Here is a 14,600-nt window from a genome sequence, read left to right as displayed (position 1 = left end):
TTCACTACCATGCTGATTGATCAGAAAATCCCCCTAGGCCAGTACATCGCGGGCTTCGTTGAATGGTTGACGCAACACGGCGCCAGCACCTTCGACGCAATCGCCGTGACACTGGAAACGATGATCCACGGCGTGACGTTTGCGCTGACCTGGTTCAACCCGCTGGCATTGATCGGCCTCATCGCGCTACTGGCACACTTCATCCAACGCAAATGGGGCCTGACCGTATTCGTCATTGCCTCCTTTCTGCTGATCCTCAATCTGGGGTACTGGCAGGAAACCATGGAAACCCTCGCCCAGGTGATGTTCGCCACCCTGGTCTGCGTGGTTATCGGCGTCCCCCTGGGCATCGTCGCCGCGCACAAACCGATGTTCTACACGCTGATGCGTCCGGTACTCGATCTGATGCAGACCGTACCGACGTTCGTGTACCTCATTCCTACCCTGACCCTCTTCGGTCTGGGTGTGGTCCCGGGTCTGATTTCGACGGTGGTGTTCGCGATTGCCGCGCCCATCCGCCTGACCTACCTGGGTATCCGCGATGTTCCGGAAGAATTGATGGACGCCGGCAAGGCCTTTGGCTGCTCGCGCCGTCAGTTGCTCTCGCGAATCGAACTGCCCCACGCCATGCCAAGCATCGCGGCCGGCATCACCCAGTGCATCATGCTGTCGTTGTCGATGGTGGTGATCGCGGCACTGGTGGGCGCCGATGGCTTGGGCAAACCGGTGGTCAACGCACTGAATACCGCTGATATCGCCCTGGGCTTCGAAGCCGGCCTGGCGATCGTACTGCTGGCGATCATGCTCGACCGTATCTGCAAACAACCCGACGCCAAAGTAGGGGGTGACGCATGAGCATTATTCGCTTCGATAACGTCGACGTTATCTTCGCCAAGGATCCACGCGAGGCGCTCAAGCTGCTGGATCAGGGCATGACCCGTAACGAGATCCTGAAAAAGACCGGGCAGATCGTGGGGGTCGAAAAGGCCAGCCTGGATATTGAAAAAGGTGAAATCTGCGTACTGATGGGCCTGTCTGGTTCCGGCAAGTCCAGCCTGTTGCGCTGCATCAACGGCCTCAACACCGTCAGCCGCGGCAAGCTGTTCGTCGAGCACGAAGGCAAGCAGATCGACATTGCGTCCTGTACCCCCGCAGAACTGAAAATGATGCGCACCAAGCGCATTGCGATGGTGTTCCAGAAGTTCGCCCTGATGCCCTGGCTGACGGTGCGCGAGAACATCAGCTTCGGCCTCGAAATGCAGGGCCGTCCCGAGAAAGAACGGCGCAAGCTGGTGGACGACAAGCTTGAGCTGGTGGGCCTGACCCAGTGGCGCAACAAGAAACCCAACGAGCTGTCCGGTGGTATGCAGCAACGTGTGGGCCTGGCCCGCGCCCTGGCGATGGACGCCGACATTCTGCTGATGGACGAACCGTTCTCGGCCCTCGACCCGCTGATCCGCCAGGGCCTGCAGGACGAACTGCTGGAACTGCAACGCAAGCTGAGCAAAACCATTGTGTTCGTGAGCCACGACCTCGATGAAGCCCTCAAGCTCGGCAGCCGTATCGCGATCATGAAAGACGGCCGGATCATCCAGTACAGCGTGCCGGAAGAGATCGTGCTGAACCCGGCGGATGACTACGTGCGGACCTTCGTGGCCCACACCAACCCGCTGAACGTGCTGTGCGGTCGCAGCCTGATGCGCACCCTGGACAACTGCAAGCGCATCAACGGTTCGGTGTGCCTTGATCCGGGCGGCGACTCCTGGCTGGACCTGGCGGAAGGCAACACCATCAAGGGTGCGCGCCAGAACGGCTCGGCCCTGGACCTGCAGAACTGGGTACCGGGTCAGGCGGTGGAAGGCTTGGGTCGTCGGCCAACGCTGGTGGACTCGAATATCGGCATGCGCGATGCGCTGCAGATTCGTTATCAGACCGGCAACAAACTGGTGCTCCACGACAACAACCACGTGGTCGGGATTCTCGGCGACAGCGAGCTGTACCACGCGCTGCTCGGCAAGAACCTGGGGTAAGGCAACACACACAAAAACGCCGCGAGAGGATCGCGGCGTTTTTGTTTATCGGGATATAGGGCAATCCAGAGTTGAATCTGATGCCCCCATCGCCAGCAGGCTGGCTCCCACAGGAGCATGTATTCCAATGTGGGAGCCAGCCTGCTGGCGATGAAGCTGACGCGGTGCTTCAGACCCAAACACCGCGCACTTGCTGTTTAGCTGTACACCCGGCCAAGGAGCTGCCGATGGCTTTCAAACTGATCGAGCACGTCACGGGTGATCTGATCCTGGGTGAAGCCCATCAAGTCGTAGTCCTGGCTGCCGTTGTGCAGGTACACCTCGGCGCGGTAGTAACGCTGGCGCGTTTCATCCGACTGAGCCGATTCGGTTGGCGTGGCCAGGTAGCCGTCCAGGCTCACTTCGTAGACAAACGGGTTGCCCTCTTCCATCTCGACCCGCACGCCCATGCAACGCTTGGACTTGCCCAGCAGCGTCTGAACTTCCAGGCCTTGAGCACGCATTTGCGCCGTCGCATCCTGCAACGCCGGACTTACATGCTTGTCCATGAAACGCTGAACGATCGACTGGCTCGGTTGCAGGTCCAGTTGCGTCAAGCGCTCACTGAAACCACGACGACCGCGCGCCGCCAACTCGGCTTGTTCCTGTTCGATCTGCACGTCCTGACGCATGGCCTTGTGCAAGCCGAACATGAAGAACACCAGCACCACCGAGAACGGCAAACCAGCCAGCACCACCATGGTTTGCATCGCTTCGAAGTTACCGGCGAACAGCAGGCCAATGGTCACCAGGGTGATCACCACCGACCAGAAGATCCGCAGCCAGTGCGGGGCGTCTTCATCGACGTTGCCGCCCTTGCACGAAAGGTTGGCCATCATCACCGCGCCGGAATCCGCCGGGGTCAGGAACAGCACGAAACCGACAAAGATCGACACGCCGATCACAACCTTCGACGCCGGGTAATGCTCCAGCAATTGGTAGATCGCCATGGACGGCTGTTCCAGCGCCGTCTTGCCGAGCTCCACCGCCCCATGGTTCATCACCAGGTCCAGCGCCGAGTTACCGAAGATCGACAGCCATGCCAGGGTGAAACCCAGCGGAATCAGCAGCACGCCGGCCACCATCTCACGCACCGTGCGACCACGGGAGATACGCGCGACGAACATGCCCACGAATGGCGCCCAGGAAATCCACCAGGCCCAGTAGAACAGAGTCCACAGGCCCAACCAGCGGTCGGACTTCTCACTGTCGCCTTCGTACACATAGAGGTCGAAGGTTTTCAGCACCACCCCGTTCAGGTAATCGCCGACGTTCTGCACAAAGCCGTTGAGCAGGTGCAGGGTCGGGCCGAACAGCAGCACGAAAATCAGCAGGCCGCTGAACAGTACGATGTTCAGGTTGGACAGACGACGGATGCCGTTTTCCACACCCGATACCGCAGCGATGGTCGCCACGGTGCTCATCACGATGATGACGATCAGCAGGTTGGTGTTGCTGTGCTGCATGCCGAACAGGTTTTCAAGGCCCGACGACACTTGCAGCGAACCAATCCCCAGGTTGGTCACCAGACCCAACAGGGTCACGAACATGCCGAAGCCGTCCACCGCATGACCCGCCGCGCCTTTGACCCAACGTTCGCCCACCAGCGGGTACAACGCCGAACGCAACGCCAGCGGCTGGTTATGCCGATAGGCAAAGTACGCCACGGCCAGGCCGACCAGCGCATAGATCGCCCAGCCGTGCAGGCCCCAGTGCAGGAACGTCAGCTGAACGGCCTGACGGGCGGCCAGGTTGCTGCCCGCCACGCCTTCCGGTGGATTGAAGTAGTGGTCCAGCGGCTCGGACGCACCGAAGTACAGCAACGAAATGCCGATACCCGACGAGAACAGCATCCCCGCCCAGGCGCCGTAGCTGAAGTCCGGGGTGTCGTCCTTGCTGCCGAGCTTGAGCTTGCCGTAGGACGAAAACGCCAGGCCGACGACGAAAATCAGGTAGGCGGCGATCACCACCATGTAGTACCAGCCGAAGCTGCGGGATAACCAGGCCTGAGCGGTGCCGAGCATTCTGCCGGCCTCTTGCGGGGCGATGATCAGAATGGCGGTCAACAACAGAATCAACGCGGTAGAGGTGTAGAACACCCAACCGTTGACCGTCACCTTTTCTGGTGGGGTCTTTATTAGCGAGGCAGAACTCATGGCACAGATGCTCCAGGCAGCGCGAGAGAAGAACGCAAGGCAGTGTGGTACCCGACCAATCGGTTAGTGGGCAGCCGACCGGTGGGTGATATAAAGACACGCCGAAAAAAGCCCGAAGCCCCGCAGACGCCAGCGCGTACAGGGTTCGAGCGTTTTCGGATGTCGGTTTTTCGCCATTTACATGTAGGAAAAATCTGCAAGCAGCGACGATTTGTCGCAGATCTTATTCTTTGTTGATTGAACGTTCAATCAAAACAAAATAGACTGGCCTCAGTCCGGTGGTCGTTCTTCGTCCGCCGGAAGGCCTAAGGAGATGTGCAAGATGCCCAAGGTCGGTATGCAACCCATCCGCCGTCAGCAGTTGATCGAAGCCACTTTGCAGGCCGTCGATCAGGTCGGAATGGGGGACGCCAGCATTGCGCTGATCGCCCGTTTGGCCGGTGTCTCGAATGGCATCATCAGTCACTATTTTCAGGACAAGAACGGCCTGATCGCCGCCACGATGCGGTATCTGATGAGCGTCCTGAGCGAGAGCGTCACCCTGCGCCGACAGGCGCTGGCGGATGACAGCCCCCGGGCGCATCTGCGGGTGATCATCGAAGGCAACTTCGACGCCAGCCAGGTCAATGGCCCGGCAATGAAAACCTGGCTGGCCTTCTGGGCCACCAGCATGCACCAGCCGTCTTTGCACAGGTTGCAGCGGATCAACGATCACCGTCTGTATTCCAACCTGTGCTGCCAGTTCCGCCGCGTGTTGCCGCTCGATCAAGCGCGCAGCGCCGCCCGTGGACTGGCAGCCCTCATTGACGGGTTGTGGTTGCGCGGCGCGCTGTCGGGAGACGCTTTCGACACCGGGCAGGCGCAGCAGATCGCTTACGAATACATGGATATCCAATTGGCCAAGCAGGTGAGTTAGAGCACACATAACCGCTCGACCCCTGAACCGCCACCGACCCGCGATGCCAAGGCTGCACGGCACGCCCGGTGGTTAACGCCAACCACTTATGCTCTTGCGAGGACAATATGGCCCGTTTCGAACTGCAAAAACTCTACATCGATGGCGCGTACTCCGACGCCAGCAGCGACGCCACTTTCGAAGCCATCAACCCGGCTAACGGTGAAGTCCTCGCAAAGGTACAGCGTGCGACCAAGGAAGACGTCGAGCGCGCCGTGGTCAGCGCTGAAAAGGGTCAGAAAATCTGGGCGGCAATGACTGCGATGGAGCGTTCGCGCATCCTGCGTCGTGCCGTGGACATCCTGCGTGAGCGCAACGATGAGCTGGCCGCCCTGGAAACCCTGGACACCGGCAAGGCATATTCCGAAACCCGCTACGTCGACATCGTCACCGGCGCTGACGTGCTGGAGTACTACGCAGGCCTGGTGCCCGCCATCGAGGGCGAACAAATCCCGCTGCGCACCACCTCGTTCGTCTACACCCGTCGCGAGCCGCTGGGCGTCGTGGCCGGTATCGGCGCGTGGAACTACCCGATCCAGATCGCCCTGTGGAAATCCGCTCCAGCCCTGGCGGCCGGTAACGCAATGATCTTCAAGCCAAGCGAAGTCACTTCCCTGACGACCCTGAAACTGGCCGAGATCTACACCGAGGCAGGCCTGCCGGCTGGCGTGTTCAACGTTCTGACCGGCAGCGGCCGCGAAGTCGGCACCTGGCTGACCGAGCACCCGCGCATCGAAAAAGTTTCGTTCACCGGCGGCACCGACACCGGCAAGAAAGTCATGGCCAGCGCCTCGAGCTCTTCGCTCAAGGACGTGACCATGGAACTGGGCGGCAAATCCCCGCTGATCATCTGCGACGACGCCGACCTCGATCGCGCTGCCGACACTGCGATGATGGCCAACTTCTACAGCTCCGGTCAGGTCTGCACCAACGGCACTCGTGTGTTCGTACCGGCCCACCTCAAAGCCGCTTTCGAAGCCAAGATCGTTGAACGCGTTGCGCGCATTCGCGTTGGCAACCCGCAAGACGAAAACACCAACTTCGGCCCGCTGGTCAGCTTCGCCCACATGGAAAGCGTGCTGGGCTACATCGCCAAGGGCAAGGAAGAAGGTGCCCGCCTGCTGTGCGGCGGCGAGCGTCTGACCGACGGCGAATTCGCCAAGGGCGCGTTCGTGGCCCCGACCGTGTTCACTGACTGCACTGACGACATGACCATCGTCCGTGAAGAAATCTTTGGCCCGGTGATGGCGATCCTCACCTACGAAACCGAAGAAGAAGTGATCCGTCGCGCCAACGACACCGACTTCGGCCTGGCCGCCGGTATCGTCACCCGCGACCTGAACCGCGCCCACCGCGTGATTCATCAACTCGAAGCCGGTATCTGCTGGATCAACGCCTGGGGCGAATCCGACGCCAAGATGCCGGTCGGCGGTTACAAGCAGTCGGGTGTGGGTCGTGAGAATGGCATCAGCTCTCTCAATAACTTCACCCGCATCAAGTCCGTGCAAGTCGAACTGGGCGATTACGTCTCGGTATTTTGATTAGCTGATCCAGCTACAAGCGGCAAGCTTCAAGCTGCAAGTAAAAGCAGTTTGGTTTGCCGCTCAATCTCAGCACCGCTCGCTGCTCTCTCTTGCAGCTTGAAGCTTGCAGCTTGAAATTCCCGGAGGGCCTATGTCCCAAGAATTCGATTACATCATCATCGGTGCCGGCTCGGCCGGTAACACCCTGGCGACCCGTCTGACTGAAGACGAAGGCGTCACCGTCCTGCTGCTCGAAGCGGGCGGCCCGGACTACCGTTCCGACTTCCGCACGCAGATGCCGGCCGCCCTGGCGTTCCCGCTGCAAGGCCGTCGCTACAACTGGGCCTACGAAACCGATCCGGAACCGCACATGGACGGTCGTCGCATGGAGTGCGGGCGCGGCAAGGGCCTGGGCGGCTCTTCGCTGATCAACGGCATGTGCTACATCCGCGGCAACGCCATGGACTACGACGGCTGGGCCAAACTGCCAGGCCTGGAAGACTGGACCTACCTGGACTGCCTGCCGTATTTCCGCAAAGCCGAAACCCGCGACATCGGCCCGAACGATTACCACGGTGGCGAAGGCCCGGTCAGCGTGACCACGCCCAAGGCCGGCAACAACCCGCTGTTCCACGCCATGGTCGAGGCCGGCGTGCAGGCCGGTTACCCGCGTACCGAAGACTTGAACGGCTACCAGCAGGAAGGCTTCGGCCCGATGGACCGCACCGTGACGCCCAAGGGCCGTCGCTCCAGTACCGCGCGCGGCTACCTGGACATCGCCAAGAAGCGTTCGACCCTGACCATCGTTACCCACGCCCTGACCGACAAGATCCTGTTCGAAGGCAAGCGTGCGGTCGGCGTGCGTTACCTGGTCGGCGCCGCCGAAGAGCGTGTCGAGGTCAAGGCACGCAAGGAAGTGCTGCTGTGCTCCGGCGCCATCGCGTCGCCGCAGATCCTGCAACGCTCCGGTGTCGGCCCGGCCGAACTGTTGAAAAAGCTCGATATTCCGGTGGTCCACGACCTGCCGGGCGTCGGTGAAAACCTGCAGGACCACCTTGAACTGTACCTGCAATACGCGTGCACCCAACCGGTCTCGCTGTACCCATCGCTGCTGTGGTGGAACCAACCGGCCATCGGTGCCGAATGGCTGTTCAACGGCACCGGCATCGGCGCCAGCAACCAGTTCGAAGCCGGCGGTTTCATCCGCACCCGTCCGGAATTCGAGTGGCCGAACATCCAGTACCACTTCCTGCCGGTAGCGATTAACTACAACGGCAGCAACGGTGTGAAAGAGCACGGCTTCCAGGCGCACATGGGTTCCATGCGTTCGCCGAGCCGTGGTCGCATCCAGGCCAAGTCCAAGGACCCGCGCCAGCACCCGAGCATCCTGTTCAACTACATGGCCACCGAGCAGGACTGGCAGGAATTCCGCGACGGCATCCGCCTGACCCGCGAAATCATGCAACAGCCCGCACTGGACGCCTTCCGCGGCCGCGAAATCAGCCCCGGCATCGACGTGCAAACCGACGAGCAACTGGACAAGTTCATCCGCGAGCACGCCGAAACCGCGTTCCACCCGTCCTGCTCGTGCAAGATGGGCACCGACGAGATGGCCGTGGTCGATGGCGAAGGTCGCGTGCATGGCATGCAGGGCCTGCGAGTGGTCGACGCCTCGATCATGCCGATCATCACCACCGGCAACCTCAACGCGCCAACGATCATGATCGCCGAGAAAATCGCCGACAAGATTCGTGGTCGCAAGCCACTGCCACGCAGCAAGGCTGACTACTACGTGGCCGGTGATGCGCCGGTGAAGGGCAAGCCGATGCGGGAAGTGAGCCAGGCAGCTCAGTAACAGTTTAAAAGCGGCCTCAATCAAAACCGCCAACCTTTCCGGGCTGGCGGTTTTTTTTGGCTAGCACGATCTACTTAAAGCAAACAACAACCCTCACATCAAGTAACTAAAAATCAACTAACGCCACCGAACAAAAAAACTCGTAACACTTGCGTTCAGACCCACTTAAAAACTTCCATTACTATCCGCGCCCCGCTCCACGGGACAGGAGAAATTTCAATGGAAATCAAGAACATGCCTGGCTTCTACCGAACCAAAGAACCCAGTTATTTTAAGGGTCGAATATCGACAGCCTATACAGCGGAGGCCCATTGATGGCGACTCCGGATACGCTCGTTCGATCCTCGGCTGCCAGCGTTTTTATTGAAGGAGCACGCGACGCAATCACCTTTGGTGTCGCGTTCATTTTCCTCTACTTATCCATAGGCCTTTTAAGCGCGACGCAATCGCTATCGTTAAGCCAGGCGCTGGCAACGACTCTGTTGATATTTTCCACGCCACTGCAGTTCCTGCTGATACAAAGCTATAACGACGGGTGGATATTGCTTCCTATCATCGTGGCCCTCAACGCTCGCTTTGTATTACTTTCCGCCACACTGGCCCCCTATATCAGAAACACTTCCACCCTGAAAACCATGGCGTCCTTGATTCTGATCACACCTTCGATATTCACGGGGTGCGTCACTCGATTCAAACGCAAGGCCGATCATCCCTTTACCTACATGATCGGCCTGGGCCTTCCCATATTCGGCATATCCATCATCTGTACCTACATCGGTTTCATCGCCGGCGCGGAGTTCACCTCTCCGGTCATCTACGCAGCGATGACACTGTTGTTGCCTCTGCAATTCACCGCCTTGGCCGGCAAACATTGGCCTCATTATTCGGAAGTATCGAGTTACTGGCTTGGTTTTATCGGCGCACCATTATTGGTCTATCTATTCAAGGACTACAGTTTGCTCTGCACGCCTTTCATTATCGGCGGATTGATCGTGCTGATTGAAAACAACTACAAAAAGCGCGAAGGCGTAACCCAATGACAATCTGGCTTCTTATCGCGTTTTCCGCCCTGACCGCCTTTGCATTTCGCGCCCTGCCTTTTGCCTTCAAAAACAGCGCCGCGCTCACCCATACCCAAGGTTCCTTTTACCGATTCATCAGCTACAGCGCACAAGCAATGTTGGGTGTCATCATTTACGACACGGCATTCAACAAAAAGGATGCGCTGACCCTGTTCCAGCAATTTGAACCGCTGGATGCACTGAAGCTAGTCTTGCTGGTCGGCACCTTCATCGCAGTCGCGAAAACAAGGAAAATCCTGCCTGCTTTTTTTGCAAGCCTGTTCATATATGTCGCAGCTTTCGTCTATCTGAACGGCTGAAAGCAGGTCTGAGCCTGACAGTGGGGTTGATCGCGAGCACGCTGCCATGCCTGTTCGCGAACACCATCAATAGCCAACTTGTCTCACGTCCTGCGTACTTCGCAATCCTTTCCTCCACTGCTCCGCCCTTGATCCTCCCCCCTTCACAGGCCTAATCTAGCGCCACGCAATCGTTTCACCCCTCCCCTCGCAATGCCGCTTCGCCGTCACTCCATACAAGGAGGTTCCCGAATGTTCGATTTCCATCCCCAGCTCAAGCAGCGTTTTGCTGCCTTGCGCACGGGCGCTGAATTCTTTTCCCTGCGTTATGTGCGCGAGTCCGGCCAGTACCTGTCGGTGCGCAAGAACGTCGCCGAACCGCCGAGCCTGAGCCGTGACGAAGGCGCGATGCTGACGGTGCGGGTCAACGGTGTCGAAGCCTATGCCGCCACCAACGACCTGTCGCAACAGGGCCTGCAAGCCGCCCTCGAACGAGCCGAACAGCAAGCTCGCCGACTCAAGCCCCACGCCTTGCTGGACTTGAGCGACCATGCCGTATCGACGGCTCGCGCCGATTATTTCTCGCCGAACCTCGACCAACCCTTTCCGTCCCTGAGCGACTGCTACCAGTTGCTCGGCGACGAGTCCGCCGCCGTGCCCAAGGACGAGCGCCTGGTGAACTGGCAGGTGAGCATCGGCATCACCCACGTCGAGCAGATCTACCTCAACAGCGCCGGCGCCGAATTGCGTCAGGCTCAACGTTTCGTCTACCCCGGCCTCGACGTCACGGCCTATGATGGCAACGACAGCCAGACCCGCAGCCTCGGTCGCGAGAACTTCGGCCAACAGGGCGGCGCCGACATCATCAGCCGTTGCGGCCTGATCGGTGCCGGACCGACCGTCGCCGACCAGGCGCTGCAATTGCTGCTGGCGCCGAACACTCCCCAAGGCCCGCGCGACCTGTTGCTGATGCCTGACCAAATGATGCTGCAGATCCACGAATCCATCGGCCACCCGCTGGAGCTGGATCGCATCCTCGGTGACGAACGCAATTACGCGGGCACCAGCTTCGTCAAGGCCGAAGACTTCGGCAGCCTGCAATACGGCTCGAAGCTGCTCAACGTGACCTTCGACCCGGACATCCCCGAACAGCTCGCCAGCTACGGCCATGACGACGACGGCAGCGCCGCCAGCAAACAGTTCCTGATCCGCGAAGGCCTGCTGCTGCGACCATTGGGTGGTGCGTTGTCGCAGTTCCGCACCGGCCTGGAAGGCGTCGCCAACAGCCGCGCCTGCGGCTGGAATCGCCCGCCGATCGACCGCATGGCCAACCTCAACATCGAGCCTGGCGATCAGCCGCTTGCGCAACTGATCGGCAACATCGAGCACGGCATCTTGATGAGCACCAACCGCTCGTGGTCCATCGACGACGCGCGCAACAAGTTCCAGTTCGGCTGCGAATGGGGCCAGTTGATTGAAAATGGCGAACTCAAGGGCGTGGTGAAAAACCCGAATTACCGGGCGATATCCGCGCAGTTCTGGAAGAGCCTCAGCGCCGTCGGCGATGCCAGTACCTTCAAGGTGCTCGGCACCCCCAACTGCGGCAAGGGCGAACCGAATCAGGTGATCCGCGTCGGCCATGCTTCGCCGGCCTGTGTGTTCAGCCATGTGGATGTGTTTGGAGGAGACGCCTGATGAGTCCATCGAAAACCCAGGCCGAGTCGTTCAAGGCATTGGTCGCCGGTTTGCGTGAAGCCCTGCGCGAACCGGAACAGTTCACCCTCAGCTATGCCGCCGAGTCGTCGGCCTTCGTGCGCTTCAACCACGCCCGGGTGCGCCAGTCCGGTCAGGTGCAGCAGGCGAGCATCGGCTTGAAATTGATCAACGAGGGTCGACACGCGGATTTGCACATCACCCTGGCTGGCGACCCGGAAGTCGACTTGCTGCGTCTGTCCGAAGGCCTGCAACAGCTGCGCGAAACCTTGCCGCTGCTGCCACAGGATCCGTATCTGTTGCTGAACTACAACGGCTGGCAGAGCAAGAACCTGCAGGAGCATCCGCTGCCGGATACCGAGCAAGTGGTCGCTGAAATCGCGCAAGCGGCTGAGGGCCTGGATCTGGTCGGCTTCTACGCCGCCGGTCCCATCAGCCGTGGTTTTGCCAGCTCTGCCGGCGCCTTCGGCTGGCATCAGGCCAACAGTTTCAACTTCGATTTCAGCCTGTTCCATGAAAACGGCCAGGCGGTGAAAGCCAGCTACGCCGGGCACGACTGGAGCAGCGAAGGCTTTGCCAGGCGCTTCCGGCAGGCCCGCGAGCAGCTTGAGTTTCTGGGCCGACCGTTACGCACCCTGGCGCCCGGTCAGTACCGCGCCTACCTCGCGCCAGCGGCATTGGAAGAGATCATGAGCATGCTGTCCTGGGGCGGCTTTTCGGCGCAGTCGATCGCCAGCAAAAGCAGCCCGTTGCAGAAGCTCTACGGGGGCGACCACGCGTTCAGCCCGCTGGTCTCGCTGGACGAAAAAGTCAGCGGCTCCTTGAGCCCGGCGTTCTCTGACGAAGGCTATCCGCGCAGTGACCTCAAACTGATTGTCGAGGGCAAGGCGGGCGCGCAATTGGTGGGATCGCGCAGTGCCGCCGAATACGGCTTGACCGCCAACGGCGCCAGCGGCGGCGAATCGCCCAATGCCTTGAACATGAAGGGCGGTTCGTTGCCCGAAGCTGAAATCCTCAAGCAACTGGGCACCGGCTTGTACATCAGCAACCTGTGGTACCTGAACTACTCGGACCAACCGGCAGCGCGCCTGACCGGCATGACCCGGTTTGCGACGTTCTGGGTCGAGAACGGCGAGATTCAGGCGCCGGTCAGCACCATGCGTTTCGACGACAGCGCCTTCAGCCTGCTCGGCTCGCAGTTGGAGGCGTTGACTCAGGAGCGCGAAATGCTGTTATCGGCCAGTACCTACAGCCAGCGGGCCACGGCGTCGGCGTTGTTGCCGGGGGCGTTGGTCAGCAAACTTACCTTGACCCTGTAAACACCCAAAACCCTGTAGGAGGGAGACTGCTCGCGATGTCGGCGAACGATAGCGCGGGGAACCTGATACCCCGCGGCGTCCTTGAGTTCATCGTCGGAACGCCGCCCGGAGCAGGCTCGCTCCTACAGGAATGGTGGATAGCTCACATTGACAAGAGGTCCCATGCCCAACCGCCCGCCTCTCGACCCTGTCACCGCCCGCTGGGTGCCGTGGGTCGTTGCCATTGCCTTCTTCATGCAGTCCCTCGACGGGACGATCCTCAACACCGCCCTGCCGGCCATGGCCGCAGACCTTGCGGAAGACCCATTGCGCATGCAGGGTGTGATCATCGCCTACATGCTCACGGTCGCCTTGCTGATCCCGGCTTCGGGCTGGATCGCCGATCGCTTCGGCACCCGGAAAATCTTCTTCGGCGCGATCCTGCTGTTCAGCATCGGCTCATTGCTGTGCGCGCTGTCGACCAGCCTGACCCTGTTGATCGGCGCCCGGGTCATCCAGGGCCTGGGCGGTGCCCTGATGCTGCCGGTCGGGCGGCTGGTGGTGCTGCGGGCCTATCCGCGTTCAGAGCTGGTGCGGATCATGGGTTTTATCACCATTCCCGGACTGCTCGGCCCGTTGATCGGCCCGACCATGGGCGGCTGGATGGTGGAATACCTGACGTGGCACTGGATCTTCCTGATCAACCTGCCGGTGGGGCTGATCGGTTGTTACGCCGTCTGGAAATTCATCCCGGACCTGCGCGGCACCGAGCGCACCCGTTTCGATAGCCTGGGTTTCCTGCTGTTCGGCGCGGCGATGATTCTGATCACCATCGCCATGGAAGGCCTGGGGGAACTGCACCTGCCGCACCTGCGGGTGATGTTGCTGCTGTTCGGCGGCCTGGCGTGTCTGGCGGCGTACTGGTTGCGTGCGGGGCATACCGAAAACCCGCTGTTCGCGCCTTCGCTGTTCAAGACCCGCACCTTCGCGGTCGGCATCCTCGGCAACCTGTTTGCCCGGCTGGGCAGCGGCGCCCTGCCGTTTCTGGTGCCGTTGCTGCTGCAGGTGGCGCTGGGCTATTCACCGTCCCAGGCCGGGATGAGCATGCTGCCGCTGGCGGCTGCGGCGATGATCGCCAAGTGGTTGGCGCGACCGTTGATCGAGCGCCTGGGCTACCGCATCGTGTTGACCGGCAACACCCTGGCGCTGGGCATCATGCTGGCGAGCATGGGCCTGGTCAGCGAACAGACGCCGTACTGGCTGCTGCTGTGCCTGCTGGCGATCCTGGGGGCGATCAACTCCTTGCAGTTCACCGCCATGAACACCGTGACCCTGATCGACCTCGATGACGCCAGCGCCAGCAGCGGCAACAGCCTGCTGTCGGTGGTCGCGCAATTGTCCCTGAGCCTGGGCGTGGCCTGCGCCGGTGCGTTGCTTGGCGGGTTCACGGCGAAGGTTGGAAATGATGGCGTGGAAACCGTGCTCGGCGCGTTCCAACTGACTTTTGTGACCGTCGGCATCATGGCGATGTTGGCTGCAACCATCTTCTCGCAGCTCTCAAAGGAAGACGGACGGCGCGTCAAACGTCCGGAACAACACATAGAGCCTTAGGGCGAATGGCCACTGGGCTGGTACACTGCGCGACATTTTGTTTTGCAGGCCAGTCCCGTG

Annotated in this window: 11 protein-coding genes; 10 read left to right on the top strand and 1 reads right to left on the bottom strand. The window is 60.5% G+C overall.

Translation table 11 applies throughout. The annotated features are described in order from the left end of the window. Positions 1–9: 9 nt before the first annotated feature. Positions 10–855, top strand: a complete 846-nt coding sequence (gene choW, locus AC1Q6D_RS02125) for a choline ABC transporter permease subunit (protein ID WP_090466659.1) — start codon at positions 10–12, stop codon at positions 853–855. Then, complete coding sequence (gene choV, locus AC1Q6D_RS02120; RefSeq protein ID WP_103404188.1) at positions 852–2,030, top strand: choline ABC transporter ATP-binding protein; 1,179 nt, start codon at positions 852–854, stop codon at positions 2,028–2,030. The genes choW and choV overlap by 4 nt, the downstream gene beginning before the upstream one ends. 197 nt (positions 2,031–2,227) lie before the next feature. On the opposite strand, the gene AC1Q6D_RS02115 is transcribed toward choV, so the two are convergent. Further along, entirely contained in the window at positions 2,228–4,168 is a 1,941-nt protein-coding gene (locus AC1Q6D_RS02115; RefSeq protein WP_236693156.1) for a BCCT family transporter, read from the bottom strand. A gap of 379 nt (positions 4,169–4,547) precedes the next feature. On the opposite strand from AC1Q6D_RS02115, the gene betI reads away from it, so the two are divergent. The 8 genes from betI to mdtD all read left to right on the top strand — a co-directional run bounded on the left by betI (position 4,548) and on the right by mdtD (position 14,540). Next, entirely contained in the window at positions 4,548–5,141 is a 594-nt protein-coding gene (betI, locus tag AC1Q6D_RS02110) for a transcriptional regulator BetI (protein ID WP_047534344.1), read from the top strand. A 107-nt stretch (positions 5,142–5,248) separates the two neighbouring features. Further along, a complete protein-coding gene (gene betB, locus AC1Q6D_RS02105; protein WP_476304846.1) occupies positions 5,249–6,721 on the top strand; it encodes a betaine-aldehyde dehydrogenase in 1,473 nt (490 codons plus the stop codon). A gap of 133 nt (positions 6,722–6,854) precedes the next feature. Beyond that, the gene (betA, locus tag AC1Q6D_RS02100) at positions 6,855–8,558 is read left to right on the top strand and encodes a choline dehydrogenase (protein ID WP_103402746.1); all 1,704 of its coding nucleotides are present in this window, start codon (positions 6,855–6,857) and stop codon (positions 8,556–8,558) included. A gap of 314 nt (positions 8,559–8,872) precedes the next feature. Continuing rightward, positions 8,873–9,598 (top strand): AzlC family ABC transporter permease, encoded by a 726-nt coding sequence (locus AC1Q6D_RS02095; RefSeq protein ID WP_103402747.1) that lies wholly within the window; start codon positions 8,873–8,875, stop codon positions 9,596–9,598. After that, positions 9,595–9,939: an AzlD domain-containing protein gene (locus AC1Q6D_RS02090; protein ID WP_103402748.1), complete on the top strand. Its 345-nt coding sequence runs from the start codon at positions 9,595–9,597 to the stop codon at positions 9,937–9,939. Before AC1Q6D_RS02095 ends, AC1Q6D_RS02090 begins: the two co-directional genes overlap by 4 nt. Positions 9,940–10,170: 231 nt before the next feature. Then, complete coding sequence (locus AC1Q6D_RS02085) at positions 10,171–11,613, top strand: TldD/PmbA family protein (protein WP_103402749.1); 1,443 nt, start codon at positions 10,171–10,173, stop codon at positions 11,611–11,613. After that, positions 11,613–12,950, top strand: a complete 1,338-nt coding sequence (locus AC1Q6D_RS02080) for a TldD/PmbA family protein (RefSeq protein ID WP_103402750.1) — start codon at positions 11,613–11,615, stop codon at positions 12,948–12,950. The genes AC1Q6D_RS02085 and AC1Q6D_RS02080 overlap by 1 nt, the downstream gene beginning before the upstream one ends. A gap of 162 nt (positions 12,951–13,112) precedes the next feature. Next, complete coding sequence (mdtD, locus tag AC1Q6D_RS02075; RefSeq protein ID WP_103402751.1) at positions 13,113–14,540, top strand: multidrug transporter subunit MdtD; 1,428 nt, start codon at positions 13,113–13,115, stop codon at positions 14,538–14,540. The last annotated feature ends 60 nt before the right edge of the window (positions 14,541–14,600 follow it).

The organism is Pseudomonas sp. MT92 (genome assembly GCF_058792515.1).
Note: the sequence above shows the minus strand (reverse complement) of the source record. Positions and strands in the feature narration are given on the sequence as shown.

Excerpts from the sequence above, each read along its gene's own strand:
- choW (WP_090466659.1), top strand. The coding sequence starts at position 10 with ATGCTGATTGATCAGAAAATCCCCCTAGGCCAGTACATCGCGGGCTTC.
- choV (WP_103404188.1), top strand. The coding sequence starts at position 852 with ATGAGCATTATTCGCTTCGATAACGTCGACGTTATCTTCGCCAAGGAT.
- betI (WP_047534344.1), top strand. The coding sequence starts at position 4,548 with ATGCCCAAGGTCGGTATGCAACCCATCCGCCGTCAGCAGTTGATCGAA.
- betB (WP_476304846.1), top strand. The coding sequence starts at position 5,249 with ATGGCCCGTTTCGAACTGCAAAAACTCTACATCGATGGCGCGTACTCC.
- betA (WP_103402746.1), top strand. The coding sequence starts at position 6,855 with ATGTCCCAAGAATTCGATTACATCATCATCGGTGCCGGCTCGGCCGGT.
- AC1Q6D_RS02095 (WP_103402747.1), top strand. The coding sequence starts at position 8,873 with ATGGCGACTCCGGATACGCTCGTTCGATCCTCGGCTGCCAGCGTTTTT.
- AC1Q6D_RS02090 (WP_103402748.1), top strand. The coding sequence starts at position 9,595 with ATGACAATCTGGCTTCTTATCGCGTTTTCCGCCCTGACCGCCTTTGCA.
- AC1Q6D_RS02085 (WP_103402749.1), top strand. The coding sequence starts at position 10,171 with ATGTTCGATTTCCATCCCCAGCTCAAGCAGCGTTTTGCTGCCTTGCGC.
- AC1Q6D_RS02080 (WP_103402750.1), top strand. The coding sequence starts at position 11,613 with ATGAGTCCATCGAAAACCCAGGCCGAGTCGTTCAAGGCATTGGTCGCC.
- mdtD (WP_103402751.1), top strand. The coding sequence starts at position 13,113 with ATGCCCAACCGCCCGCCTCTCGACCCTGTCACCGCCCGCTGGGTGCCG.